This is a genomic window from Rhodococcus sp. UNC363MFTsu5.1 (assembly GCF_000686785.1).
In the GTDB taxonomy this organism is placed as follows: Bacteria; Actinomycetota; Actinomycetes; order Mycobacteriales; family Mycobacteriaceae; genus Rhodococcus_G; species Rhodococcus_G maanshanensis.
The window spans coordinates 41,285-67,206 of record NZ_JMLO01000022.1; the positions used below are offsets into that span (position 1 = coordinate 41,285).

Annotated in this window: 19 protein-coding genes; 10 read left to right on the plus strand and 9 right to left on the minus strand. The window is 69.0% G+C overall.

Going from position 1 to position 25,922, the window contains the following annotated elements; all coding sequences use genetic code 11:
* Nucleotides 1-185 precede the first annotated feature (185 nt).
* Entirely contained in the window at nt 186-4,532 is a 4,347-nt protein-coding gene (locus BR31_RS0117485; protein ID WP_027502106.1) for an nSTAND1 domain-containing NTPase, read from the plus strand.
* A 24-nt stretch (nt 4,533-4,556) separates the two neighbouring features.
* On the opposite strand, the gene BR31_RS0117490 is transcribed toward BR31_RS0117485, so the two are convergent.
* The 6 genes from BR31_RS0117490 to BR31_RS0117515 all read right to left on the minus strand — a co-directional run bounded on the left by BR31_RS0117490 (nt 4,557) and on the right by BR31_RS0117515 (nt 11,691).
* Entirely contained in the window at nt 4,557-6,827 is a 2,271-nt protein-coding gene (locus tag BR31_RS0117490; protein WP_081830549.1) for a transglycosylase domain-containing protein, read from the minus strand.
* An 86-nt stretch (nt 6,828-6,913) separates the two neighbouring features.
* Complete coding sequence (locus BR31_RS0117495) at nt 6,914-7,108, minus strand: hypothetical protein (protein ID WP_027502108.1); 195 nt, start codon at nt 7,106-7,108, stop codon at nt 6,914-6,916.
* Nucleotides 7,109-7,118: 10 nt separating this feature from the next.
* Nucleotides 7,119-7,919 (minus strand): carbohydrate ABC transporter permease, encoded by an 801-nt coding sequence (locus tag BR31_RS0117500; RefSeq protein WP_051637528.1) that lies wholly within the window; start codon nt 7,917-7,919, stop codon nt 7,119-7,121.
* A gap of 119 nt (nt 7,920-8,038) precedes the next feature.
* Nucleotides 8,039-9,124: a carbohydrate ABC transporter permease gene (locus BR31_RS0117505; RefSeq protein ID WP_027502110.1), complete on the minus strand. Its 1,086-nt coding sequence runs from the start codon at nt 9,122-9,124 to the stop codon at nt 8,039-8,041.
* A 69-nt stretch (nt 9,125-9,193) separates the two neighbouring features.
* On the minus strand, nt 9,194-10,471 hold the full coding sequence (locus BR31_RS0117510; RefSeq protein WP_027502111.1) for an ABC transporter substrate-binding protein: 1,278 nt from the start codon (nt 10,469-10,471) through the stop codon (nt 9,194-9,196).
* Nucleotides 10,472-10,617: 146 nt separating this feature from the next.
* Nucleotides 10,618-11,691 carry an ABC transporter ATP-binding protein gene (locus tag BR31_RS0117515; protein WP_027502112.1) on the minus strand — a complete coding sequence of 358 codons (1,074 nt, stop codon included), beginning with the start codon at nt 11,689-11,691 and terminating at the stop codon, nt 10,618-10,620.
* Nucleotides 11,692-11,849: 158 nt separating this feature from the next.
* Between BR31_RS0117515 and BR31_RS0117520 the strand changes: the two genes are divergently transcribed.
* Together BR31_RS0117520 and BR31_RS0117525 are read left to right on the plus strand one after the other, a co-directional pair.
* A complete protein-coding gene (locus BR31_RS0117520) occupies nt 11,850-12,275 on the plus strand; it encodes a YybH family protein (RefSeq protein WP_027502113.1) in 426 nt (141 codons plus the stop codon).
* 157 nt (nt 12,276-12,432) lie between these two features.
* Entirely contained in the window at nt 12,433-13,116 is a 684-nt protein-coding gene (locus tag BR31_RS0117525) for an Rv1157c family protein (protein ID WP_442970221.1), read from the plus strand.
* Nucleotides 13,117-13,137: 21 nt separating this feature from the next.
* Here the strand turns inward: BR31_RS0117525 and BR31_RS29075 are convergent, their stop codons facing one another.
* Nucleotides 13,138-14,010, minus strand: coding sequence for an alpha/beta hydrolase (locus tag BR31_RS29075; protein ID WP_037177077.1), 873 nt, complete (start codon nt 14,008-14,010; stop codon nt 13,138-13,140).
* A 232-nt stretch (nt 14,011-14,242) separates the two neighbouring features.
* Here BR31_RS29075 and BR31_RS29080 point away from each other — a divergent pair, with 232 nt between their 5' ends.
* The 5 genes from BR31_RS29080 to BR31_RS0117555 all read left to right on the plus strand — a co-directional run bounded on the left by BR31_RS29080 (nt 14,243) and on the right by BR31_RS0117555 (nt 19,796).
* Nucleotides 14,243-15,454 carry a low temperature requirement protein A gene (locus tag BR31_RS29080; protein WP_051637522.1) on the plus strand — a complete coding sequence of 404 codons (1,212 nt, stop codon included), beginning with the start codon at nt 14,243-14,245 and terminating at the stop codon, nt 15,452-15,454.
* 22 nt (nt 15,455-15,476) lie between these two features.
* Nucleotides 15,477-16,304 carry a class I SAM-dependent methyltransferase gene (locus tag BR31_RS0117540; protein WP_027502115.1) on the plus strand — a complete coding sequence of 276 codons (828 nt, stop codon included), beginning with the start codon at nt 15,477-15,479 and terminating at the stop codon, nt 16,302-16,304.
* Nucleotides 16,305-16,390: 86 nt separating this feature from the next.
* Nucleotides 16,391-17,185: an LLM class F420-dependent oxidoreductase gene (locus BR31_RS0117545; protein ID WP_027502116.1), complete on the plus strand. Its 795-nt coding sequence runs from the start codon at nt 16,391-16,393 to the stop codon at nt 17,183-17,185.
* 64 nt (nt 17,186-17,249) lie between these two features.
* Nucleotides 17,250-19,052, plus strand: coding sequence for an ABC transporter substrate-binding protein/permease (locus BR31_RS0117550; protein WP_027502117.1), 1,803 nt, complete (start codon nt 17,250-17,252; stop codon nt 19,050-19,052).
* 3 nt (nt 19,053-19,055) lie between these two features.
* A complete protein-coding gene (locus BR31_RS0117555; protein ID WP_027502118.1) occupies nt 19,056-19,796 on the plus strand; it encodes an amino acid ABC transporter ATP-binding protein in 741 nt (246 codons plus the stop codon).
* A gap of 70 nt (nt 19,797-19,866) precedes the next feature.
* Here the strand turns inward: BR31_RS0117555 and BR31_RS0117560 are convergent, their stop codons facing one another.
* Nucleotides 19,867-21,021, minus strand: coding sequence for a 3-ketosteroid-9-alpha-monooxygenase, oxygenase component (locus BR31_RS0117560; RefSeq protein ID WP_027502119.1), 1,155 nt, complete (start codon nt 21,019-21,021; stop codon nt 19,867-19,869).
* Between the two features lie 206 nt (nt 21,022-21,227).
* Here BR31_RS0117560 and BR31_RS0117565 point away from each other — a divergent pair, with 206 nt between their 5' ends.
* Together BR31_RS0117565 and BR31_RS0117570 are read left to right on the plus strand one after the other, a co-directional pair.
* On the plus strand, nt 21,228-23,309 hold the full coding sequence (locus BR31_RS0117565; RefSeq protein WP_027502120.1) for a PhoX family protein: 2,082 nt from the start codon (nt 21,228-21,230) through the stop codon (nt 23,307-23,309).
* A 167-nt stretch (nt 23,310-23,476) separates the two neighbouring features.
* Nucleotides 23,477-24,589, plus strand: coding sequence for a serine hydrolase domain-containing protein (locus tag BR31_RS0117570; RefSeq protein WP_027502121.1), 1,113 nt, complete (start codon nt 23,477-23,479; stop codon nt 24,587-24,589).
* 12 nt (nt 24,590-24,601) lie between these two features.
* Here BR31_RS0117570 and BR31_RS29085 read toward each other — a convergent pair whose 3' ends face one another.
* On the minus strand, nt 24,602-25,906 hold the full coding sequence (locus tag BR31_RS29085) for a DUF2254 domain-containing protein (RefSeq protein WP_051637523.1): 1,305 nt from the start codon (nt 25,904-25,906) through the stop codon (nt 24,602-24,604).
* Nucleotides 25,907-25,922: the final 16 nt, after the last annotated feature.

Sequence of the window (25,922 nt, forward strand, 5' to 3'; positions counted from 1 at the left end):
CTCCGCAGCCACGCGGCGAAGGGCACGTTTGTTCGGTTGAACCGAACGAACGTGCCCTTCAGCCATTTCGGGCGACCTCGTCCTGGCCGACGAACCACGACAGTCGAGTAGTCGACTACGCGTGCCCGCGGCGGCGGGCAGGTTCATTCTGAATGTGCACACCGCCGACCTGCGATGGGAGTGCCATGTCGCGGGTGTTCATCACATACTCCAGTCGGGACCGCCGCCAGGCGATCGCACTCAAGCGATGGCTGGCGGAGCGGGAGCCCGGCCTGGCCCGCGAGATCTTCCTCGACGTCGACGTCGATACCGGCCTCCCGCTTGGCATCCGGTGGAAGGACGCACTGCGAAAGGCGAAGGACCGGTGCGAGGCGGTCATCGTCCTGCTCTCACCGGCCTGGGAGAGCTCGCACGAGTGCAAGCTCGAGTACCGCCATGCGGAGGACCTGAACAAACCGGTCTTCGTCGTCCGGCTGGAGCCGATGGAGAGCGGCGAGATCACCCGGGAATGGCAGCGCTGCGATCTGTTCGGCGACGGACCACAGACGGAGATCTCGCTCGGTGACGGGTCGGAGCCGGTCGTGTTCCTCACCGACGGGCTGGAACGGCTGCGCACCGGGCTACGCGCGACAGGAGTCGGCGCGGAGTACTTCCCCTGGCCGCCCCCGGGTGACTCGAACCGGGCGCCCTATCGGGGCTGGGAACCGTTCGAAGAGGTCGATGCCGCAGTCTATTTCGGGCGGGACGCGCAGATCCTCGACGGGCTCGACCGCCTGCGCGGCATACGCAACACCGGGGTGGAGTCGCTGTTCGTGATTCTCGGACCGTCCGGGGTCGGCAAGTCCTCGTTCCTGCGGGCCGGACTCCTACCACGGCTGCGGCGCGACGACCGGAACTACCTGCTGCTCGACATCGTTCGGCCCGAGCGCAACGCGCTCACCGGCGATTCCGGGTTGGCCCAGTCGATTCACGCGATGCGCGTGCGCCTTGGGCTCACCCGGCCGACACTCGGGGAGATCAAGGCCGCCTGCCCCGACGGCGTCGACCGTCTCCGTGAGTGGCTGCTCGAGGCGCAGCAGGCCGCCCGAGCGCGCGTCCTGGACCTGCCCCCCGATGCGCCTGCGCCCGCGTTGATCCTGCCGGTTGACCAGGCCGAGGAACTGTTCGGCGTCGATGCGGGAGCGCAAGCCCGCCAACTTCTTTCGCTGCTCGCGCGCCTGATGCGGGACGCGAACGGCGACCGGGTGTCGATGTTCGTCGTGCTGACGATCCGCGCCGACCTCTACGAGGCGTGGCAGACGGCGCCGGAACTGGCCGGCCTGAAGAGCGCGGTGTTCGGCGAACTGAAGCCCATGCCGCCGACCCAGTTCAAGGAGGTCGTCGTCGGCCCCGTCCGGCGCGCAGGCGAAACCGGCCGCCAGCTTCGGGTGGAGCCTGCGCTGGTGGACCGGTTACTGGAGGAATGCGGGCAGGGCGCGGACACGCTGCCGCTCCTGTCGCTGACCCTCTCGCGGCTGTACCGGGACTACGGCGGCGACGTCGACCTGACCCTGGACGAGTACACGGCCATGGGCGGGATGTCGCGCGTGGTACAGACCGAGATCGACTCGGCGCTCTCGGCCGCCCCCGGCGAACGGCAGCGGCAGCTCGAACGGCTGCGCAGGGCCTTCATCCCCTGGCTGGCGACGATCAACCCGGACAGCGACCAGCCGATGCGCCGCGTCGCACGCTGGTCCGACATCCCGGCCGGCAGCCGACCACTGATCGACGTACTGGTGGCCAAGCGCCTGCTGGTCAAGGACGAGCGCGGCGGCGAGACGGTGGTCGAGGTGGCCTTGGAGAGCCTGCTGCGCCAGTGGGACGAGCTGGCCGGGTGGCTGCGGTCCGAGGCCGAGGACCTCAAGGCCGCGGATCGCCTCGAGGGCGCAGCCACCGAATGGGAGCGCCGCGACAGGGACGAGGACTGGCTCCTGCAGGGGACGCGGCTGGAGGACGCCGAGGTCCTCTCGACCAAACCGGACTTCATCGATCGACTGCAGCCGACGCGGGGTTTCCTGCTGGCCTCGCGGGAGCGGGAGACCGCCCGGACCGAGGAGGAGAAGCGCCGCCGGGAGTCAGAACTGCAGGCCGCCAAGGACAAGCAACAGGCGGCGGAGGCCCTCGCGGAGGCGGAGACCGAGGCCAAAGAGCAGGCGCAGGCGCACACGGCGGCGCTGCGCAAGCGGGCCCGGTTGCTTCGCGCGGTGTTGGCTGTGACGCTGATCGTGGCGATGGTCGCCGTGGTCTTCTACTTCCAGCAGCGCGACCGCGCCCACGAAGCGCTTGCCTCACAGCTGAACTCGGAGGCCCAGGCGATGCTCGCCGGCACACGACCGGAAAGCGAGTTCCGTGCCCTCGGTGAGTTGCTCGCAGCGCAGCACATCGCCTCGAACGCAGACGACGACCCCATGCTCGGCGCATTGGTCGCCCGGCGCGATGTCGTCAAGATCATCGGCACCCCAAATCTGGTCGGGAGCGCGGCCTTCAGCCGGAATGGCGATCACATCGTCTCAGGCGGTTCTGACGGAACAGTTCGGCTGTGGAACGCACACACAGGACAGCCAGAGGGCACACCCATGACCGCCGATCGCGGCGGTGTGAGCCGGGTCGCGTTCAGCCGCGACGGCGACACGATCGCCGCCGGAGGAAGCGATGGCGTTGTGCGGCTTTGGGAAACGAGTACCCAGAAGCCCCTCAACACACCCGACACCGACGACCGAAGTCCCGTCCTCGGCCTGGCGTTCAAGGCCGATGACCAGCGGATTGCATCGGCCACCCTCGACGGCTCACTCCGGTGGTGGGATCCCGGCACCGGGCAACTCGACAGCGAACCGGTGAGCAACCTCGTCGGCGGAACAGTCCTGAGCATGGCCTTCAGCCCAGACGGACGATGGCTCGCACTAGGCAGTGAAGACAACAGCATTCGGCTGGCGGACCTCTCAACGCCCGGGTACACCCTGGTCGGCGAAGCCATGGCCGGCCATCAGGGTGCGGTTCAAAGCCTGGCGTTCAGCCCGGACAGCGGCCAGGTCGCCTCGGGGAGTGCGGACGGGACAGTGCGGTTGTGGGACGCGCAGCGGCGCACACCGACCGGTTCGCCGATGGCCGGCCACGAGGCCCCGGTGACCAGTGTGGCGTTCAGCCCCGACGGTCGACGGATCGTCTCAGGCGACCTCGCGGGAACCATCCGCGTCTGGGACGTCGCGACCGGTCGTCCCGCCGGCAAACCCCTGGTCGGCCACAAGGGAAGCGTCACGAGCGTCGCATTCAGTAGCGACGGCGGTCGAATCCTCTCCGCCAGCGCGGACACGACCATCCGGATCTGGGATACGACCGCCGCGGTAGGGATGACCGGTCACACCGGCTCGGGCTCGGGCGTGTACGGCGTTCGATTCAGCGAGGACGGAAGCCGAATTGTGTCAGTGAGCCAGGACGGGGCTCGACTGTGGGACGCGGAAACCGGAACTCCGGCCGGCTACATGGCAGGACAAGGTTCCCCGGTCCACACCTTCGACATCAGCCACGATTGGCGCCTGTTCGTCACCGGCAGCAAGGACGGCACACTCCGTCGGTGGGATGCCACCGGGCAACCCCTCGGCGATCCGATGAGCAGTCCCGGCCTGGCGAACGTGGAGGTCAGCCCGGACGGCAAGTGGATCATCACCGGTGGCGACGATGGGGCCGTGCGTCGTTGGGACGCCGAAACCGGGCAGCCGATAGGCGAGCCGATGGCCGGACACAACGGGCGGGTTCACCTGATTGCATTCCGCCCCGACAGTCGCGTGTTCGTCACCGGCGGCGACGACAACACGTTGCGTCGTTGGGATACGACAACCGGGCGCTCCATTGGAGAGCCGATGACGGTGAATCCAAGCCACCCACCGATGTCGGTGGAGTTCAGCCCAGACGGCCTGACCATCGTCACCGGCGACGGCAGCGGCACTGTCCGCAGATGGGATGCCGCCACCGGCCAACCCATCGGCGAACCGATGACAGGGCACAGCGGTTCCGTGTACGCAACATTCAGCCCCGACGGCGACATGATCGTCTCGTACGGATTCGACCCCACACTTCGTCGATGGGACGCCGATACCGGAAGGCAGCTCGGCGAACCACTGTCGACCCAAGGCTGGACCGTCAGCGTCGAGTTCAGCCCAGACAGTCATCTCTTCGCCTCCGCCGGAACCGACGGAGTCCGGCTGTGGAACGCCGATACCGGCGAGCCGATCGGAGAACCAATGACCGGGCACATCGGCCCTGCGTCCTCGGTCGCCTACAGTCCCGACGGCCGCTCGCTCGTCTCGGGCGGTTCCGACTTCACCGTGCGGCGGTGGTCCGTACCGCCGCTCGACCCCACGGGGTGGCCAGACGCCCTGTGCGACAAGCTCACTCGCAACATGAGCCGGGCCGAGTGGGACGCATGGGTCTCACCGGATGCCGACTACGTCAAGGTCTGCCCCGATCTTCCCGGTCCCGAGGACGGAACCGGCTGACCCTACAGTCGGGTCCCGGCACGGTCAGCCCGGCAGCGGGATGACGATGCCCGGCAGGATCTCCACATTCCGTGGCGGGGGCGGCGGCGGGAGCGGGACGGGCGGCTCGAACACCGGCGGGGCCGGGGCCTGGACCGGGGGTGGGCCCTCCTGGGCCGGCGGTCCCGCGGGGGCCTGCGGCAGCGGGGCCTGCTGTGCCGGGCCACCCGTGTTCACGCGGGAACCGTCACCGGTGCCGCCCCCCGAATAGGCGGGCACGCCCGACTGGCCGCCGATGGGCTGCGGCCACGGGAACGACTCCCAGTCCGTGCCCTCCAGCGCGCCGTCCATCGTGCCCTTCCAGATATCCGAGGGCAGCCCGGAACCGTAAATCGATCCGCCCCACTGGTTCACGATCGCCTGCGACTGCTCCGTTCCGACCCAGACCGCGGTGGACAGCGACGGCGTGTAGCCGACCATCCACGCGTCCTTGTTCATTCCTGTGTCGCCGAACTGCGCGGTCCCGGTCTTGGCTGCCGACGGCCTGCCGCCGTACAGGGCGTGCCCGTTCGAGTAGGCCGCGATCGGCAGCATCGCCTGGGTGACGTTGTCGGCCACCGCCGCATCGAGCCGCCGTTCTCCCTGCGGCGCAGGACGATCCAGCAGCACCGCGCCGTCCGCCGTCACCACCCGCTGCACGAAGTAGGGCTGATGGTAGATACCGGACGCGGCCAGCGTCGCGTACGCGGACGCCATGTCGATCGGCCGGGACTGGTATTGCCCCAACACGATTCCGTTCTCCGGCGGGCCGCCGTCCTGGGTCAGGCTCTCACCCTCGACGCCGGGGATCTGCTTCGGGATGCCCGCCTCGTGCGCGGCGTCGGCGATCTTCTGCGAGCCGTTCTCCATCGACAGGGTGAGTCGGTAGAAGCTGGTGTTCAGCGACTGCTTGAGCGCCTGCGCGATGGTGCAGGTCCCGCAGCCGTCGCCGCCGACGTTGGTGATCTCCACCTGACCGACGGTGAGCGGGGCGCTGTTGAACATCGTCTGCAGGCCCTTGCCCTCCTTGAGCAGGGCGGCCAGGCCGAACACCTTGAACGCGGACCCGGTCTGCAGCGGCGACTGCGCGAAGTCGAAACCGGCACCGTCGGCTCCGCCGTAGTACGCGCGGACCGCGCCGCTGCGAGGATCGATGGACACCACCGCCGCGCGCAGCTCCTTGGGCTCGCCCGCCATCGTCTCGCGCACCGACTCCATCGCCGCGTCCTGCGCCTTCGGGTCGATGGTGGTGGTGATCTGCAGCCCCTCGGTGTTCAGCTGCTGCTCGCTGATCCCGGCCGCGGCCAGCTCAGCGAGCACCTGCGTCCGGATCAGCCCCTCCGGTCCGCGCGCGGCGTTCGCGTCCACCAGCTGACTCGACGGCACCACGGCCGGGAACAGCGCAGCAGACCGCTCCTCCTTCGACAGCTGGCCCTGGCTGACCATGCCGTCGAGCACGTACCGCCAGCGGGACTCGAGCCTGGCGCGGTTGGTCTCGGGGTCGAGGCTGGACGGGCTCTGGATGACGGAGGCGAGCACGGCGCCCTCCTCGACCGTGAGCTCCTCGACCGGCTTGTTGAAGTAGGCCTTCGACGCGGCCGCGATGCCGTACGCGCCGCGACCGAAGTAGATGGTGTTCAGGTAGGCGGCGAGGATGTCGTCCTTGGACCACTGCCGCGCCATCTTCGAGGAGATCACCAGCTCACGCATCTTGCGGATGACGTTCCGGTCCGCGCCGACCAGGGTGTTCTTCACGTATTGCTGGGTGATCGTCGAGCCGCCACCCGCGCTGGCCTTGCCGAGGATGTTGTCGCGCGCGGCCCGGGCGAAGCCGGAGACGGAGAACCCTGGGTTGGTGTAGAAATCCCGATCCTCGGCGGACAGGACCGCCTGCCGGACGTGCTCGGGGATCTGCGCGAGCTCGACATCGGTGCGGTTGCCCTCCGGCGGCACGACTTTCGTGATCGTCGAACCGTCGGTGGCGAAGATCGTCGCCACCTGGTTGGTGCGCATGTCCGAGGGATGCGGCACCTCCGCCTGCCAGTAGCCGACCGCGAACACCGCGGCAGGCACGACCAGGAGCAGCGTCACGACCCCGGCCGCGATCCACAGGATCAGGCGGCGCCTGCTCCGCTTCGGGGGAGTGGGCTCACCATCCGGCGGGTCGCCACCACCCGGTTTCTCGGGCGGCGGCGGGGTCGTCGGGGCCGTGCTGGTAGGCGAGCTCACATGCAGGATTCCTGTCTGGGAGACCGAGTCTTCCCTGCATCCTGACATTCATCAACAGGCGTGGCCATCGACGCGCCACAATTTCGCCGCCCCGCCGTCGGCGTGTCACCAGATTCACCCGCGGAGGGTGAGGGTCAGCGCACCCGCCGCCACACCGCGACGGCCAGCCCGAGCAACACCACGCAGCCGGCCAGCACCAGCGACTCGGTGAGGCCGGGGTCGCCGCGCACGATCCCGGCGACCGCCCCGATGAACGCCATCACCGTGAAGAAGCCGAGGATCCCGATCAGCATCTCGACCTGCTGGCGGCGCCGCGCCCGGTTCTTCACGAGCCGAGGCTCACGACTTGACGCCGCCCGCGGTCAGGCCGGACACGATCCGGCGCTGGAAGAGCAGCACCATGATCACGAGCGGGATCGTCACCAGCGTGCCCGCCGCCATCACCGCGGTGTACGGCTGCGAGAAGGAGTCCGGGCCCTCGAACCGGGCGATCGCCACCGTCACCGGCTCGGTCGCGCGGGTGGAGAGCATGTTCGCCAGCATGTACTCGTTCCACGTCGCGATGAAGGCGAGGATCGCGGTGGTGAACAGCGCGGGCGCGGCCAGCGGCAGGATCACCTTCCGGAAGGCCTGTCCCCGCGAGGCGCCGTCGACCCGGGCCGCCTCCTCGAGCTCCCACGGCAGGTCGCCGAGGAACGAGGTCAGCGTGTAGATGGTCAGCGGCAGCACGAACGAGATGTTCGGGACGATCAGCGCCTGGTAGTGACCGATCCAGCCGATGTCACCGAACAGCTGGAACAGCGGCGTCACCAGCGCGACGCCGGGGAACATCGAGGCCGCCAGGATGATGCCGGTCACGACGTACTTGCCGCGGAACTCGATCCGCGCCAGCGCGTACGCGGTGAAGATGCCGAGCATCATCGCCACCGCGGTGGTCGCGGCGCCGATGATGAGGCTGTTGCCGATGGCGGCGAGGAAGTCGTTGCCCTTGTCGGTGGCCAGCGCGTCCCGGAAGTTGTCGAGCGTGACGTAGGTCGGCCACGGGGTGGTGTCGAAGGTGTGGTCGACATCCCGGAAGGCGGTGATGACCATCCAGTAGAACGGGGCCAACCCCCAGATCAGGATGATGGCCGCGCCCATGTAGGTGCGCACGCTCGGCCAGGGGGACCGCCGGCGACGCGCGGTCGCCGCGGCCGGCTCTTGGCTGCGACCGAAGGGCGACTTCGCCAGCTCGTCGCTGCGGTGCCGTCCCGCCATCACTACTTGTCTCCCTTGCGCTGTTCGTCCTGCGTGCGCACCGCGTTGGCGCCGAGGAACTTCACCATGATGAAGGCCACCGCGAAGATCATCAGGAACACCAGCGTCGACAGCGCGGACGCGCTGTTGAAGTTGCCGTTGCGGATGTCCGCGACCACCAGGATCGACATCGTGGTGGTCGGGGTGGCGCCGCTGTCGCCGTTGAGGATCGCGGGCAGGTCGTACATGCGCAGCACGTCGAGGGTGCGGAACAGGACCGCCACCATCAGCGCGGGCTTGACCAGCGGAAGCGTGATCTGAGTGAACCGCTGCCAGGCGCTGGCGCCGTCCACCTTGGCTGCCTCGTAGACGTCCTGCGGAATCATCTGCAGCCCGGCCAGGATGAGCAGCGCCATGAACGGCGTCGTCTTCCAGACGTCGGCGACGATCACCGCGAACCGCGAGGCCCACGGATCCGTCGTCCACGCGATGTCGGTCCCGAGGATCTTGTTGGCGATGCCGTTCTCCGCGAAGATGAAGAACCACAGCTTGGCGGTGACCGCCGTCGGGATGGCCCACGGGATCAGCACCGCGGCGCGAAGCAGCGAGCGGCCGAAGAAGGTGCGACCCATGATCGTCGCCATCCAGAGGCCGAGCAGGACCTCGATGGTGACGGTGACGGCCGCGAAGAAGAAGGTGATCCCGACCGACGGCCAGAAGTCGGCGCCGAGGGTGCCCGGCGGGCAGGACCCCATCCCGGAACCGCAGTTCTGGGTCAGCCACATCAGGTAGTGGTCGAAGCCGGCGAACCCGCCCTTGGTGAACGTGCCGGTCACCGGGTCGAGGCCCTTGTCGGCCTGGAACGAGAGCCAGATTGCCCGCAGGACCGGGTAGAGGATGACGATCGCCAGGATCACCATCGTCGGCGCGATCAGCCACACCGCCCGCAGGTCGCGCTTGCGCGGTGGGGGTGCTACGTCGTCGCGACCCGGATACCCGCTGTCGGATACCTCGCGCCCGGAGGCGCTGACGTCGCGGCCGGAGTCGGTGAGGACTCCGGCCGCGGCGCGGGCCTCGTCTGCCTGCCGTGGCCCAGCAGAGTCAGCCATCGTTGGTGTACCTGGTTCTCTTCGTGATTCGAACTGCCGGGACCCGAGCCGGGTCCCGGCCTTACTGACTTACTTGGACGCGGCCGAGATGGCCGCGGACATGTCCGCGGTCGCCTGGTCGACACTCTTCTTGCCGGTGATGGCGGCGTACGCGTTGTCCTGGATCGCCTTGGTGACGGCGTTGTAGAACGGCGTGACCGGGCGCGGCACGGCGTTCTCCAGCGCGGCCTTGAGCGCGGGCAGGTACGGGTACTTGGCGATCAGCGCGGCGTCGTCGTACACGGACGCGAGCACCGGCGGGAACGACGCGTCCGCGAAGGACTGCTGGTTCGCCGGGTTCTGCACGAACTCGACGAAGTCGCGAGCGGTCTGCTTGCTCTTCGAGTTCACGTTGATGCCGTTGTTGTAGCCGCCGAGGGTGGACGCGCCGGGGCCGGCGGGGCCGACGATCGGCGCGACCGCGACGTTGCCCTTGACCTTGGAGCTGTCCTTCTCGGCGTTCGAGTACATGTACGGCCAGTTGTAGGCGTACATGGACTCGCCGCCGACGAACGCGAGGTTGGTCTCCTCCTCGGTGAAGCCGGTGGAGCGCTTGGCGATCTGGCCCTTCGCGTAGGCGTCGACCAGCGACTTCAGGCCGGCCTTGGCCTCGGGCGACTCGACCTCGGGCGTCTGGCCGTCGGGGCCGACGACCGAGCCGCCCCACGAGTTGATCGCCTGGGTGGTGTTCACCGTCAGGCCCTCGTACTGCTTGAGCTGGGTGACCAGGCAGTCCACGGACTTGGCGGTGGCCGTGGCGCAGCTGTCGGTGAGCGCCTGCCAGTTCGCCGGCGCCGTCGGCATCAGGTCGGTGCGGTAGTAGAGCAGCTGCGCGTTGGTGTTCTGCGGGGCCGCGTACAGCTTGTCGCGGTAAGTCGCGCTGGCCACGGTGGCGGGCAGCAGGCCGGAGGTCTGGATCGCCAGGTCACCCTCGAGCGGCTGCAGCCAGCCGTTGGCGGCGAACTCGGCGGTCCAGGTGACATCGAGTGCCATCACGTCGTAGTCGGAGTTGCCTGCCTGCAGCGACTGGACCAGCTTGTCGCGCTGGTCGTCGGCCTCGCCGGGGAGTTCCTTGAGCTCGACCTGCTCGTCCGGGTGCGATGCGTTCCAGCTCGCGATGACCGGGGTGAGCTTGTCCGTGTCGTTCTTGCCCATCGCGAACGAGATCGGACCACGGCCGCCGGTGTTCTCAGCCGAGGCGTCGCCGGAGCCGGAGCCGCTGTCGCTCGAGCAACCGGTGATCGCGAGCAGCGATGCGGCAGTCGCCGCGACCGCCGCACGGCGGACCGCCTTCGTATTCAGAACCATGGAGTATCTCCCCGGTAGTCGGTGGATCGGATCGGTCGGTCCGGCGCAGCACGAAACGCGCGACGCCGATGCCCGTGTCGTTGCCTACTGTGGCACGGAACACCGCCGAACCGAGACATTACGTCGAACCTGAATCGGTCAGGAATCTAGCCGAGCCTGCGGCCGTCCGCAGCGGAGAAGAGGTGCAGCTCGGAGGGGTCGACGTGCAGCCGGACCTGCTGGCCCTTCTGCGGCGGGTTGCGCCAGTCGGCGCGCGCGACGACCTCGTGCGGGGCGCCCGCGAGGGTGGTGCGGCCGTAGATGTAGGCGTCCGAGCCGAGCTCCTCGACCACGTCCACCTCCATCGGGATGCCCCGATCGGAGAGCTCCAGGTGCTCGGGGCGGATGCCGAGCACCACCTGCGGCTCGTGCGCCATCGCGAGGGCGCCGCGCGGCACCGGGATCACGGTCTCTCCGAACAGCACGCCGCCGTCGGTGACGGGCAGGGTGAACAGGTTCATCGAGGGCGAGCCCATGAAGCCCGCCACGAACATGTTCGCGGGCCGGGAGTAGAGCTCGCGCGGCGACGCGCACTGCTGCAGCAGTCCGTCCTTGAGCACGGCCACCCGATCGCCCATCGTCATCGCCTCGACCTGATCGTGGGTGACGTAGACGGTGGTGGTGCCGAGCCGGCGCTGCAGCTGCGCGATCTGGGTGCGGGTCTGCACGCGCAGCTTCGCGTCCAGGTTGGACAGCGGCTCGTCCATGAGGAAGACCTGCGGCTGGCGCACGATCGCGCGGCCCATCGCGACACGCTGACGCTGACCGCCGGAGAGCGCCTTCGGCTTGCGGTCGAGGTACTGCGTCAGGTCGAGCAGCTTCGCGGTCTCCTCCACCCGCTGGCGGATCTCCGCCTTCGGGGTGCCCGCGAGCTTCAGCGCGAAGCCCATGTTCTCGGCGACCGACATGTGCGGGTACAGCGCGTAGTTCTGGAACACCATCGCGATGTCCCGGTCCTTCGGCTCGGTGCCGGTGACGTCCTTGTTGCCGATCAGGATGCGTCCGGAGTCGACCTCCTCCAGTCCCGCGAGCATGCGGAGCGAGGTGGACTTGCCGCAGCCGGACGGCCCGACCAGGACGAGGAACTCGCCGTCCTCGATGTGCAGGTTCAGCTTGTCCACGGCCGGCGTCGTCGAGCCGGGGAACACGCAGCTGGTGGAGTCGTAGGTGACTGTCGCCATGGGGTGTCGTTCGATCCCTTCACCGGCAGGAACGTGCCGGACGATCCGAGTTGAGGGTGGTTCGCGGCCAGTATCGCAGAGCCTGCCGATGAGTTCCTCCGTCGAGGCGGGTCTACCCGTTGAGAAGCCCGACGGGGCCGTACGCAGGAGGTAGCGCGATGACGAGCAGCGACACCGAGCAGATCCGAGGCCTGATCGAACGCTGGGCCGCCGCGGTGCACGAGGGGAACCTCGACGGTGTCCTCGCCGACCACAGCGACGACATCGTCATGTTCGACGTACCGCCGCCCTGCGAGGGCGTCCGCGGCCTCCCCGCCTATCGGGAGACCTGGCCGCAGTTCTTCGAGTGGCAGTCGAGGGGAGCGGCGTTCGAGATCGTCTCCCTCGACGTCACCGCGGGCGCGGACGTCGCGTTCGCGCACGCGCTGCTGCGCTGCGGATTGCCGCGAGAGCTCGCCGAACGCCCCGAGAACCGCCTGCGCCTGACGGTGGGCCTGCGCCGCGAGAACGGCAACTGGGTCGTCGCCCACGAGCACCACTCGTTCCCCGACTTCGAGGCGGTGGGTGACGCCGGCAGCGCGTGACGGTCACGGTGGCATCTTCTCTCTACACATTTCGTACCGATCGTCACGTTTCGGTCTCGCCGCTAACTCCGAGCCGCCCGGCACCGATTGACGGTTGGCGGGTTCGGCCCGCAGCCATTCGGACCGCGTTCGCTGACCCAGGGGGAGATCGCAGAGCATGAACGACAGTCGGAAGATGCGTGGACGGATCGCGGCGTCGGTGGCGTGCCTCGGCGCACTGCTCGCCCTGCCAGGGCAGGCGCAGGCCGCGCCGGTTCCGGTCGACGACCTCGCCGCTGTGCACACCGCACTGCGGTCGGCGGCGATGCCGATCAGCACCCGCACCGCGGAATCGATCGCGACGACGATCGAGCGCGCGGCGAGCGGCACGCCGCGCTACAACTACTTCCCGCGGTCGGTGCACCTGGTCGAGGGCCGGGCCCAGCCGTTCCTGTACGACACGACCGCCGCGGGTTGCCTTCCGCCGGGCTTCGGCGAGGACAACGACTCGGTCGGCATCGCCCAGGCGATCGCGGGGCCCGCGGTCGACACGAACCTGCCCGTCCCCGCCATCGCGCCCGGGCAGGTCAACGTGTTCTTCAGCGCGATGAACACCGCGATGTCCTCGCCCGTGCAGGCCGATCACCTCGAGGTCGCCTGGCTCAACCTGAACACCATGCAGTCGGGCCGGGCGCCGATGTTCCAGGAGCGCCCGGCCGACTACATCGTCACCCTGTCCAACACCCTCCAAACCGGTACGGGCACCGTCGTTTTCGTGGTCTTCGGCAGCGTCCTGGACAACACGAGCTGGGGCCTGCCGCCGTGCGACTTCGCGCCGGTGGTCGGGGTGGTGCGGGTGTGAGCCACCGGCCGAACCGATGTGTCAGAGGTGTTCGGAGAAGAAGGCGGTGAGCTCGTCGACGGCCGGGTTCACGAATTCCGGGACGTCGTAGAGGTCGATGTGGTTCATGGTGGGCAGCCAGACGATCTTCTTCGGCTCGCCGGCGCGGTCGTACACGGCCTGAGCGCCCTCGGGACTGCAGAACTCATCGGTGGTGCCGTGCACCACCAGCAGCGGGGTGGGGGAGATCAGGTCGGCGGCGGCGAGGGTGTCGACCGTCATCGTCTGGTATCCCGACGCGACGGTGACGCTGTTCTCCCAGTGGGGGCTGTACGAGCGGTCCGTGCCGTAGTACTCGAACGGCTCCGCGCCCATCATCGCCGCCGGACCGCCGTCGTCGGTCACCGCCTTCTGATAGACCGGCTGACCGTCCTCGGTCCACGCGCGATCCCAGATGTCCCGCAACGCTTCCCGGTAATCACCGCCGCGGTGGGCGAAGCTGCCCGGCGCACCGGGGTACGCGCCCGCCACGCAGGCCAGCGCGGCCACCCGGGGGTCCTGGGCGGCGGCCTTGAGTGCATACCCGCCACCCAGGCACACGCCCGTCAGGCCGATCCGTCCGAATCCCAGTGCGCCCAGGTGACCGACGGCCGCGCGCAGGTCGGCCACCTTGCCCGCGGCGTCCTCGTGCCTGCGGATCGCACCACCGGACTCGCCGTAGTTCCGATGGTCGAAGGCCAGCGTGGCGAATCCGGCGCGCGCGATGGCCTCGGCGTACGTGCCGACGACCTGCTCCTTCACCCCGGTGAACGGGCCGGTGAACGTCACCGCCCTTGTCGCTCCTGCCGGCACGCGCAGGACCCCCACCAGGCTGGTGCCGTCCTCCGCGCGAAACTCGACACGCTCCGTCTCCATCGTGACCTCCCCACAGTTCGCCGGCCGCCTGGTTCGGCGCCGTGCTGAATCATCGACGTCCGTTCCCGCCCGAGCATCGGTCTGCGGCAACGATCATCGCCCATGCCAACCCCATCGGAACCGGCGCTCTTCCCGATGTCCGAATTGTCTGGCCGGACCGGAGTGCCGTTGCCGCCCATGAGATGTGGCCCTACACTTCGTCGCCGTACCAGTCGGCAATGGGGGAGACCGCGTGGACCAGCCTGCACTCGACGGCGCCGATTCGGTTGCCGACGCTCCGATCGAATCCCCACCCGAGCAGCGGGTCGCATGGGCCGAGCTGTTCTTCGACCTGATCTGGGTCTTCGCGGTCACCCAGATCGCCACCGCGCTGGCCGGTGCACACGACATCGGCGAGGCGGCGCGTTTACTGCTGCTGTTCATGCCGCTGTGGTGGGGGTGGGTGGGCACGACGCTGCTCGCGAACCGGGCGGGCGCCCTCGTGGATCAGGCGCTGGGCCGGGTGGCGCTCTTCAGCGTCGCCGGCTGTGGGCTCCTGATGTCGGTGGCCGTCGGCGGGGCGTTCGACGACCACGCCCTTGTCTTCGCCGCCGGATATGTCGTGCTGCGCCTGCTGTTGTGGGTCATTTCCTGTCGACTTCCCGGCGGCTCTGCCCGACCGCGGTTGGAGCCCTTCGCCGTGGCGGCATTTGTCGCCGCGCCGCTGTTCCTGATCGGCGCCTTCCTCGAGGGTCCGGGGCGGATCGCCGCGTGGACCGCGGCCGCGTTGATCGAGCTGATCGCCCCGCGGGTCCTGCCCGCGGGCTTGAACCATGTCCGTATCGAGACCGCACACCTGCCGGAGCGGTTCGGGCTGTTCCTGATCATCGCGTTGGGTGAGACGGTCGTCGCGGTCGGCGGCCAGGCCGCCGGGATCGACCTCGACGGGCCCACCTACGCCGCCTTCGCGCTCGCGTTCCTCATCATCGTCCTGCTGTGGTGGACGTACTTCCACTACGGCGCCCCCGCCGCCCGTCACAGCCTGGAACACAGTCCCGAGCAGGCACGCATCGTCACCGACGTCTTCAGCTACGCCCACCTCATCTACGTCACCGCGATCATCGCGATCGCGGTCGGCCTGAAGAAGCTGCTCGCCTATCCGCTGTCCGTGCCGCACTCGCTGCCCGAGCTGCTCCTCGCCCCCGGCGTGGCGCTGTACCTGTTCGGGTTCTGCTATGCACGGTGGCGGATGTTCGGCGCGGCCACCGTGCAGCGGGCCGCCGCGGCCGCCGCCTGCTGCGCGATCGCGGTGGCAGCGACGCTGCTGCCTGCTCTCGCCACCGCCGCGCTCGTTCTCGCGGTCTTGCTCGCGCTGAACGGATACGAGGCCTGGATCGTCACCACCCACCGGCCGCTCCCGCTGCTTCGCCTGCCACGGATCGTGCGGCGCGAAACCCAGCGCTGACGCGGCGCCTAGGGTGTTGCTCGTGGGCGAAAAGTACCGAGAGATCAACAAGGCGAACTGGGACGAACGCGCACCCGCGCACGCCGTCTCGTCGGACTATGCGGTGGAGCGATTCGTCAGTGATCCCGAATTCGTCAGCGCGGTAGTCGAGTTCGACCGTCCGATGCTCGGCGACATCTCGGGGCTGACGGGAGTGCATCTGCAGTGCCACATCGGCACCGACACGGTGTCGCTGGCCCGGCTCGGAGCGCGGATGACCGGGCTGGACTTCTCCGGGGCCTCGCTGGCGGAGGCCCGCAAGTTGGTCGCCCGCACCGCGGACCCGGTCGACTTCGTGGAGGCGGACGTATACGACGCCGTGGCGATCCTCGGTCCGGCGTCGCAGGATCTGGTGTTCACCGGAATCGGGGCGCTGTGCTGGCTGCCGAGCATCGAGCGGTGGGCCGAGACGGTTGCGGGGCTCCTCCGACCGGGCGGCCGGCTGTTCCTGCGCGAGGCCCATCCCGTGCTCTGGGCGCTCGACGACGCCCGCTCGGATGTGCTCGCCCTGCGGTACCCCTACTTCGAGCAGGTCGAACCGCTGGTGTGGACGGACGAGGAGACGTACGTCGAGACGGAGATCCGGCTCCAGGCCAGCACAACGCACGAGTGGAACCACGGCCTCGGCGAGATCGTGACCGCACTTCTCCGGGCAGGCATGGAGATCACCGCGCTCACCGAGCACGACAGCGTTCCCTGGAATGCCCTGCCCGACGCGATGGTGTGTGACGAGCGCGGGGAGTGGCGGCTCGCCGAGAACCCCGAGCGGCTCCCCGCGTCGTACACACTCTGTGCGGTCAGAGGGCGCTGATCTCCCGACCCTGCAGAGGACTGCGGGGCCGGCCCCTCACGGACTACCGTGGGATCCGGCCTTCCTCGACGAGTCAAGGAGTGCAGATGACCCACGGATTTCGCATCGGCGTCCAGCTCCAGCCGCAACACGCGCCCGACTACCGCCTGATCCGCGACGCGGTGCTGCGGTCCGAGGACGCGGGCGTCGACATCGTCTTCACCTGGGACCACTTCTATCCGCTCTACGGCGACCCGAACGGCGCCCACTTCGAGTGCTGGACGATGCTCGGGGCCTTTGCCGAGCAGACCGAGCGGGTGGAGATCGGCGCGCTGGTCAGTGGCGGCGGCTACCGGAACCCGGACCTGCTCGCGGACATGGCCCGCACGGTCGACCACATCAGCGGGGGGCGGCTCATCCTCGGCATCGGGGCGGGCTGGTTCGAGAAGGACTACGACGAGTACGGCTACCAGTTCGGTACCGCGGGGCACCGCCTGAAGCTGCTCCGCGAGAACCTGTCCCGGATCTCGGCGCGGCTGGGCAAGCTCAACCCGGCGCCGACCCGGCACATCCCGATCCTCATCGGAGGCGGCGGCGAACGGAAGACGCTGCGCCTTGTCGCCGAGTACGCGGACGTGTGGCACAGCTTCGCCGACCTCGAGGCGCTGCGACACAAGTCGGGGGTGCTGGCCGACCACTGCGCGGCCGTCGGCCGCGAACCCGCGCGGATCGAGCGGTCGGTCGCCTGGCCCGGCCCGGAGGCCGCACAGGACTTCCTGGACGCGGGCGTCACCCTGTTCACCGTCGGCGCCGGCGGGCCCGACTACGACCTCTCCACGGTCCTCGAGGCCCTGCGCTGGCGCGCGGACCGGCTGCCCGAGCCGATCGAGGGCCTGGCCTGATCGGCCTTCACCGAACCGAAACGGTTCCCCGGTCCCGGCCCCGGGCGCCGCTAGGCTCCTCTGCATGGTTCGTCCACATGTCGTGAAGAGTCGGGTGCTCGTCGCCCTGCTGGCGCTGCTCGCGTTGACGCTGACCGGGTGCGGTGGCGGCGACGACTCGGCCACCTCGGCCACCGACCTGTGCGCCCCGCCCGGCGTCGGCAGCGCCTCCGCCGTACCCACCAACCTGGACGCGGCCGCCGCCGCGGCCGCGGAGGATCGGTACACCACGCCGAGCACCAAGCCGCTGGATCAGATCGACATCGGCGCGCTCGGCCTGGCCACGCCGGGCAAGCTCAGCGTCGGGACCCTGTCCGACGCCCCGCCGAGCATCTGCGTCGATTCCTCGGGCACCTTCACCGGCTACGACAACGAGCTGCTCAAGGCCGTGGCCGCCAAGCTCGGCCTGGAGATCGAGTTCTCCGGTACCGAGTTCGCCGGTCTGCTCTCGCAGGTCGCGACGAACCGATTCGACGTCGGGTCGTCCTCGATCACCACCACCGACGAGCGGCGCAAGACGGTCGGCTTCACCAACGGCTACGACTTCGGCTACTTCTCGCTCGTGGTGCCCAACGGCAGCGCCATCCACGGGTTCTCGGACCTGAACGCGGGTACCCGGATCGGGGTCGTGCAGGGCACCGTCCAGGACGACTACGTCGTGAACACGCTGAAGCTCGACCCGGTCAAGTTCCCCGACTACAACACCGCGTACGCGAACCTCAAGACCGGTCAGATCGACGCCTGGGTGGCCCCGTCCCAGCAGGCCGAGGGCGCGATCAAGCCCGGTGACCCCACCTCGATCGTGCAGAACACCTTCAGCCTCAACAACTTCGTCGGCTGGGCCGTGAACAAGGACAAGCAGCCCCTGATCGATGCACTGAACTCCGGGTTGGACGCGGTGATCGCCGACGGCACCTGGGCGTCGCTGTACTCGGACTGGGTGCCCCGCGAGCTGCCCGAGGGCTGGAAGCCGGGCAGCAAGGCGGCGCCCGCGCCGGAGCTGCCGGACTTCGCGGCGCTCGCCAAGCCGGAGGCGACGGGATCCGAGCAGTCGCAGACCGCCCAGCAGTCGACGCTCGCCCAGCTCGGCGCCACCTTCTTCGACTGGGACCTGTACCGCAAGGCCATCCCGGACCTGCTCAAGACCGGCCTGCCCAACACGGTGATCCTCGCCGTCACCTCGGGCGTGATCGGCACCGTGGCGGGCATGCTGCTCGCGGTCGCAGGCATCTCGCGCACCCGGTGGCTGCGCTGGCCGGCCCGGGTCTACACCGACGTCTTCCGCGGGCTGCCCGCGGTGGTCATCATCCTGATCATCGGCCTCGGCGTCGGACCGGTGGTCAAGGGCCTGACCGGCAACAACCCGTACTGGCTCGGCGCCGCCGCGCTGGCCCTGCTCGCCGCCGCCTATATCGGCGAGATCTTCCGCTCCGGCATCCAGAGCGTGGAGCCGGGGCAGCTGGAGGCGGCCCGCGCGATCGGCTTCAGCTACCGCCGGGCGATGACCCTGGTGGTGATCCCGCAGGGCGTCCGCCGGGTGCTGCCCGCGCTGATGAACCAGTTCATCTCGTTGATCAAGGACTCCTCGCTGATCTACTTCCTCGGCCTGCTGGCGACCCAGAGGGAGCTGTTCGCCGTCGGACGCGACCTCAACGCGCAGACCGGCAACCTGTCGCCGCTGGTGGCCGCCGGGCTGTTCTACCTGGCGCTGACGATCCCGCTGACCCACCTGGTGAACTACATCGACCGGCGGCTGCGGACCGGAAGGGCCGACACCTCCGGCACACTCGACCCGCTCGAACAAGCCATCGTCGTGGAAAGGGGATAGCCCGTGACCACCGCGACCACCTCGGTCTCGCTGACCGGCACCGACCTGCACCTGTCCTTCGGTACGAACAAGGTGCTGCGCGGCGTCGACATCCACGTCGACGCAGGCAAGACCACCTCGGTCATCGGCCCGTCCGGCTCCGGCAAGTCGACGCTGCTGCGGGTGCTCAACCGCCTGCACGAGCCCGAGCAGGGCGACATCCTGCTCGACGGCCGGTCGGTGCTCGGCGACAACCCGGACGCCCTGCGGCAGCGAATCGGCATGGTGTTCCAGCACTTCAACCTGTTCCCGCACCGGACCGTGCTCGACAACATCGCCCTCGGACCCCGGAAGCTGCGCGGGCTGTCGAAGGACCAGGCGCGGGCGGTCGCCCTCGAACAGCTCGAGCTGGTGGGGCTGGCGGAGAAGGCGCAGTCGCGGCCGGGCAACCTGTCCGGCGGTCAGCAGCAGCGGGTCGCGATCGCCAGGGCCCTGGCGATGAAGCCGGAGATCATGTTCTTCGACGAGGCCACCTCCGCGCTCGACCCGGAGCTCGTCAAGGGGGTGCTGGCGCTGATGACCGACCTCGCGTCCGGCGGCATGTCGATGGTCGTAGTCACCCACGAGATGGGTTTCGCCCGTTCGGTTTCCGACACCGTGCTGTTCATGGACCGCGGGGTCGTGGTGGAGACCGGCAAACCCGAGGCGCTGTTCGAGGACCCGCAGACCGAACGCCTGCAGGCCTTCCTCTCCCAGGTGTTGTAGCCCCTTCGCCGCCCGTGCGCGAGTCTCACCCTCGTATGGGGTGGGACTCGCGCACGGTTCGGTGTGGGCGCTACGCGTTCGCCGGCTCCGCCGCCCTGGCGGCCCGGTTCGCGGCCATCTCCTCATCCCAGTGCTTCCCGGACCGGGTGGTGTCGATCTCGAACTCGAACCGGGTGACCATGTCCGGGGTGATGTCCTCGACGTCGACGTAGAACTGGCTGTACCAACGCCGGAGCTGGTAGACCGGGCCGTCCTCCTCGCACAGCAGCGGGTTGTCGATCTTTGCCTTGTTCTTCCAGATCACGATGTCCTGCTCGAAGGTCGCCATCGTGCCGTCCCCGAAGCCCTTGGCCATCTCGTCGGCCTGTTCGGCGGACATCCCGGCCATCTTCTTGACCATGATCCCGTACTGCAGCACAAAAGAATTCGACGTCACCGGGTAGTGGCAGTTGATCAGCACGGCCTCGAGCGGCTCGTCCGCACCGATGTCGGCGTGGAACCTGTCGATCATGTAGGACGGGCCGTGATACGACGCGTCGGACTGGGTGATGCTGTCCTCGCCGAAATCGACGTCCACGTTCACGTCGGTACGCGGGGTGAAGCTCATGTACTGCGAGGCGACGTGGCCCTCGAAGACGTTCTTGAACGAACGCGGCACATTGAAGTGCACGTAGAAGAAGTGCGCCATGTCGACGACGTTGTCCACGAGCTCACGGCAGTGCGAGCCCTCGATGAGCACCGAGTTCCAGGTCCAGTCCGTCCACTCGTCGCTGCCGACGCCCTCGATCTCGGGAATCGTCACGTCGGCTGGCGGCGGGTTGCCCTGCGGGTCATGCCAGACGAACAGCTGCGCGTTACGCTCGAGCGCGAGCCAGCCGCGGGTGCGGGCAAGTGGCGGGACCCGGCGGGCGTAGGGGATGCCGGTGCACTTGCCGTCACCGCCCCAGCGCCAATCGTGGAACGGGCAGGCGATCGAGTCACCCTTGACCGAACCCTGACTCAGGTCCCCGCCCATGTGCCTGCAGTAGGCGTCGAGCACCTTGAGCTCGCCCTCGCTGGCCGCAAAGACCACCAGCTTGGTCCCGAAGACCTCGATCGAGTGCGGCTTACCGTCGCGGAAATCCCGCGCCAGCCCGAGGCAGTGCCAGCCGCGGGCGAACCGGTCCGGGGCCGCCACGGCCTCGATCTCACGGACATTGCCCCCGTCGGTGGAGTTCAGCGTCATTGATGTTCCTCCAGGATTGTTCGGTAGCGTCGATCCGATCGATGCTCTGCGCTGGCCGGCAGCGCGGCAAGGCCGTTTCCCCCTGGGCGGCAAGGACGCTGGACATTAGGGTCGCCTCATTGTCCGGTCGTTCACTTTGCCGTTCCTTTGCCCTTGCTTACTGCTTCTACGGTCTCCCGAGTTGAACCTTCGACCAGGAGAACCACGTGAAGCTGAAGCCCCTCGCGCTGTTCGTCACTCACGACGGCAAGTCATCGCGGGCATCGATCACCTGCCAGTACAAGTGCGGCAACGCCTGCTCGCACGAGGTGCCCAACACCTCCGGCGGTGAGTACTTCGGCGACATCGTCCGCTCCGCGATGTCGCGGCGTGGGCTGCTCAAGTCCGGTGCCGTCGCGGTGCTCGCGGTCGGTGCGGGCGGCGCGCTGGTCGCATGTTCCGACGACTCCGGTAGCGGCTCGGCCGGTGGCTCCACGACGGCGGCGGCAGGCGGCGGCGAGGCCCCGGCCGGCACCGCGTTCACCGCGGTCGCGCCGAACACCGAGGACGCCGTCGTGGTCCCCGAGGGCTACGAGCAGGCCGTCGTGATCCGCTGGGGCGACCCGGTGCTGCCCGGCGCGCCCGCGTTCGACTTCGCCAACCAGACGCCGCAGGCGCAGGAGATGCAGTTCGGCTTCAACAACGACTTCGCCGGTCTGCTCCCCGTCGAGGGCCAGCCGAACACCTACCTGCTGGTGGTCAACCACGAGTACACCACCGAGCCCTTCATGTTCACCGGCTACGACCCCGCGAACCCCACCGTCGAGCAGTTCCAGACCGCGATCTCCGCGCACGGCCTTTCCGTCGTCCAGGTCAAGGGCGAGTCCGGAACAGGCAGGCTGACACCGGAATTCGGCCCCAACAACCGCCGCATCACCGCGAACACGCAGTTCCTGGTGACCGGTCCCGCCGCGGGCAGCGACTTCCTCAAGACCACCGCCGACCCCACCGGCACCCGGGTGGCCGGGACGCTCAACAACTGCTCCGGCGGCATCACTCCCTGGGGCACGGTGCTCTCCGGCGAGGAGAACTTCAACCAGTACTTCGCGAACGCCGATCAGGTCACCGACCCGACCGTCGCCGCCCGGCTGAAGCGGTACGGCATCGAGGGCGGGGCGAGTGAGCGGAAGTGGGAGCGCTTCGATCCCCGCTTCGACCTCGTGCAGGAGCCGAACGAGGCGAACCGCTTCGGGTACGTCGTCGAGGTGAACCCGTGGGATCCGGCGTCCACCCCGATCAAACACACCGCGCTGGGCCGGTTCAAGCACGAGTCCGCGACCATCTATGTCACCGACGACGGCACCGTGGTCGCCTACAGCGGCGACGACGAGCGGTTCGACTACATGTACAAGTTCGTCTCCGCGCGAAAGATGATGCCCGGCAACGGACAATCGAGCATGCGGCACAACCTGACCATCCTCGACGCGGGGACCCTGTACGTCGCCAAGCTGACCGGCGACGAGCCGGACCAGATCGACGGCTCCGGCAAGCTGCCGTCCTCCGGACGGTTCGCGGGCAAGGGCCAGTGGATCCCGCTGCTGCGCACCGGCGAGGACGGTAAGGCCGAGTCCCTGGTCGACGGGATGAGCCCGGAGGAGGTCGCGGTGTTCACCCGGCTCGCGGGCGACAAGGTGGGCGCCACCAAGATGGACCGCCCCGAGGACTTCGAGCCGAACCCGAAGACCGGCAAGGTGTACGTCGCGCTGACCAACAACACCAAGCGCGGCGAGGAGGGCAAGCCCGCCACCGACGAGCCGAACCCCCGCAACAACAACAAGAACGGGCAGGTCCTCGAGATCGAGGACGAGCACGCGGGGACCGGTTTCACGTGGAACCTGCTGCTGGTCTGCGGTGATCCCGCGGCCGCCGACACCTACTTCGGCGGGTTCGACAAGACGCAGGTCAGCCCGATCTCCTGCCCGGACAACCTGGCGTTCGACCCGCACGGCAACCTGTGGATCTCCACCGACGGCAACGCGCTGAAGTCGAACGACGGCCTGTTCAGCGTGGTGCTCGACGGCGACCGGCGCGGCGAGACCAAGCAGTTCCTCACCGTCCCGAAGGGCGCCGAGACCTGCGGGCCGATCGTCGGCGAGTCCCGCGTGATGGTCTGCGTGCAGCACCCGGGTGAACTCGACGGGGCCAGCGCCGACAAGCCGGCCTCGCACTGGCCGGACGGCGGCACCAGCCAGCCGCGGCCGTCGGTCGTCGTGGCGTGGAAGTCGGGCGGCGGACGGGTCGGCGTCTGACCCTCGCGAACCTGGGCGCCCTCCGGTTTTCCGGAGGGCGCCCTTTCGTGTCCGGGGTGGGGCAGGCTGTACCTCAGATCCGGCAGTCAGGGGGATCGTCGCACCCGTCGCGCGTCAATAGCGTCGGTGCCGAGAGACATCGGGCGACAGTCGAGGAGAACCCCACCATGAGAAGCAGATTCGTAGCAGGCGCGCTGGCCGTCACGGTCACCGCACTGCTCGCAGGCGCGACGCCTGCACTCGCGCAGCCGCAGGCACCCGCCACCGCCACCGGTACGGCGGTGCAGCAGGCGATGGACCGCGTCCTCGCGAACGGCGCGGTCGGCGTGCAGGTCCGCACGACGCGCGACGACTTGACCACGACAGCCGCCTCGGGCGAGAGCGTGCTCGGCACCTCGTGGCCGGTACCGACCAGCGGCCTGTTCCGCGTCGGGAGCGTCACCAAGACCTTCGTCGCGACCGTGCTTCTGCAGCTCGTGGAGGAGGACCGGGTCGACCTGGACGCGCCGATCGCGCGGTACCTGCCGGGACTGCTCCCCGACGGGGACGCGATCACCGTGCGGATGCTGCTGCAGCACACCAGCGGGCTGTACGACTACGTCAAGGCGCTTCCGCTGCACGGCGCCGCGTTCTTCGACATCCGGTTCCGGCCCTACACGCCGCACGAGCTGGTGTCGATCGCCACCGACAAGCCACTCGACTTCGCCCCTGGCACCGACTGGTCGTACTCCAACACGAACTACATCGTGGCGGGCATGCTGATCGAGAAGGTCACCGGGCGATCCTGGGACACCGAGGTCGCCGAGCGGATCACCCGGCCGCTCGGGATGCGCGAGACCAGCGCGCCGGGTGGCAGCGTGTTCATCCCGGGGTTGCACGCCCGCGGCTACGAGCCCGTCGACGGGCGGCTGGTAGACGTCACCGAGCTGAACCCCAGCTGGGGTGGCGCGGCAGGTGAGTTGATCTCCAGCACCGCCGACCTAGACCTCTTCCTGACCGCACTGGTCGACGGCCGGCTCCTGCGGCCCGCCCAGCTCGCCGAGCTGACCTCGGCCCGGTCCATCACCGACGATCACGGGTACGGTTTGGGCGCCCTGTCCAGGAACACCCCGTGTGGGGAGACCGTGTGGGGCCACAGCGGCGGCATCCCCGGCTACACCACCCTCGCCTTCACCACCCTCGACGGCAGCAGGCGGATGGAGGCGTCGGTGACGAACGGGCTCGGCCCCGACTCCGACGACGCCGTGTACGGGATCGTGGACGCGGCCATCTGCGGCTGACCGTCACCTGGGTCAGCGGGCGAGCTCCAGCCGATCCCGGAGCTCGCCCGCTGCCGCAGCGACGGCGGTCAGGTCCGCCGGCTGCACGATCTCGCGGGCGGCGTCCGCCTCGATCAGCCCGAGCTGGAACCCGATCGCCGTGAGGCGTCCGGCGTCCGTGGTGGCCGCGGCGCTGTCCCGCAACAGCCGGATCAGGGCGAGCACGACGGTGGGCTCGCGCGCGCCATAGCGCCGGATCTGGGCGCACGCCAGATCCAGATAGTCGGCGAAGGTGTGGGCGGGGACCGTGACGGTGCCGCCTGCCGGACCCGCCGCCAGGACGAGCGACCCGAGGTCCCGACGGGAGAGCGAGGCCATGATCGCGGTGAGGTGATCGATCGCCTGCACCGCGGTGTAGGGGTCGTTGATGGCGGGGGACAACGCCTTCGAGGCGACGTCGACGAGCTGGCGTATCCCGAACGCCGCGTCCTGCTCGAGAGTCCGCTCGAACCCGATCCGGACGGACTGCTCGACCGCGCGCCCGACCCCGGCTTCGTCGAAACCACCACCGGCCTCGCTCCACACCCAGGCGAGCGGGGTGGCGCCCGCGGCGATGTGGTCCCCGACGCGGGGCGCGATCCTGATGCTCACCCCGTGCCTGGCGGCGTGACCGACCAACTCCTCCGGGTGCACCGCCTGCACGTAGCCGCTGCGGCTCGAGGACACGACCGTCGCCGACGGCGGCGCGTCCGGGAGCGCCGATGGCGCCGTGGTGCCCGGCAGCCCGTGCCGCACCACCTCGCGGGTGTTCCGTTCCACCGTGCGCATGACCTCGTCGATCTGCAGCGAATGGGTCAGGTGGTGGATCTCGTAGACGAGCGCACCGAGGCTGAGGAACAGCAGCACCATCGCCCAGCTCACCGCGAACCGCGGATAGTCGGCGGTCCGGCTGCCCGCGGACACGCCAACGGTGTAGAGACCGGCGATGCTGTACGCGAAGGTCGCCACGAAGACGCTGAGCACCACCTGATTCGGGCGGTCACGCAGGAAGTTGCGCAGGATCCGCGGCGAGAACTGGGTGGAGGAGAGCTGCAGCGCCACCACGGTGAGGCCGAGCGTCAGCGCGATGACGGTGATCATCGTGCCTGCGGTGCCGATCAGCAGCGTGCGGGCGTCGTCAGGGGTGCCCTGGAACGCCATCCGGTGAATCCACGTACCGGGGCGGGCGTTCACGGTCGACAGGACCGACCCGAGGGCCAGCGCCAGCACCACGGCTATGGCGGGTAGCACCCACAGCGCGCCGCGGAGATACTCCCAGGCTGCCTCGCGCCTGCGCACCCCCGAAGCGTACGCC

Bases quoted from the DNA above. Each gene is read 5' to 3' on its own strand.
- BR31_RS0117485 (WP_027502106.1), top strand. From the start codon at position 186: ATGTCGCGGGTGTTCATCACATACTCCAGTCGGGACCGCCGCCAGGCG.
- BR31_RS0117490 (WP_081830549.1), bottom strand. From the start codon at position 6,827: ATGTCAGGATGCAGGGAAGACTCGGTCTCCCAGACAGGAATCCTGCAT.
- BR31_RS0117500 (WP_051637528.1), bottom strand. From the start codon at position 7,919: ATGGGCGCGGCCATCATCCTGATCTGGGGGTTGGCCCCGTTCTACTGG.
- BR31_RS0117505 (WP_027502110.1), bottom strand. From the start codon at position 9,124: ATGGCTGACTCTGCTGGGCCACGGCAGGCAGACGAGGCCCGCGCCGCG.
- BR31_RS0117510 (WP_027502111.1), bottom strand. From the start codon at position 10,471: ATGGTTCTGAATACGAAGGCGGTCCGCCGTGCGGCGGTCGCGGCGACT.
- BR31_RS0117515 (WP_027502112.1), bottom strand. From the start codon at position 11,691: ATGGCGACAGTCACCTACGACTCCACCAGCTGCGTGTTCCCCGGCTCG.
- BR31_RS0117520 (WP_027502113.1), top strand. From the start codon at position 11,850: ATGACGAGCAGCGACACCGAGCAGATCCGAGGCCTGATCGAACGCTGG.
- BR31_RS0117525 (WP_442970221.1), top strand. From the start codon at position 12,433: ATGAACGACAGTCGGAAGATGCGTGGACGGATCGCGGCGTCGGTGGCG.
- BR31_RS29075 (WP_037177077.1), bottom strand. From the start codon at position 14,010: ATGGAGACGGAGCGTGTCGAGTTTCGCGCGGAGGACGGCACCAGCCTG.
- BR31_RS0117545 (WP_027502116.1), top strand. From the start codon at position 16,391: ATGACCCACGGATTTCGCATCGGCGTCCAGCTCCAGCCGCAACACGCG.
- BR31_RS0117550 (WP_027502117.1), top strand. From the start codon at position 17,250: ATGGTTCGTCCACATGTCGTGAAGAGTCGGGTGCTCGTCGCCCTGCTG.
- BR31_RS0117560 (WP_027502119.1), bottom strand. From the start codon at position 21,021: ATGACGCTGAACTCCACCGACGGGGGCAATGTCCGTGAGATCGAGGCC.
- BR31_RS0117570 (WP_027502121.1), top strand. From the start codon at position 23,477: ATGAGAAGCAGATTCGTAGCAGGCGCGCTGGCCGTCACGGTCACCGCA.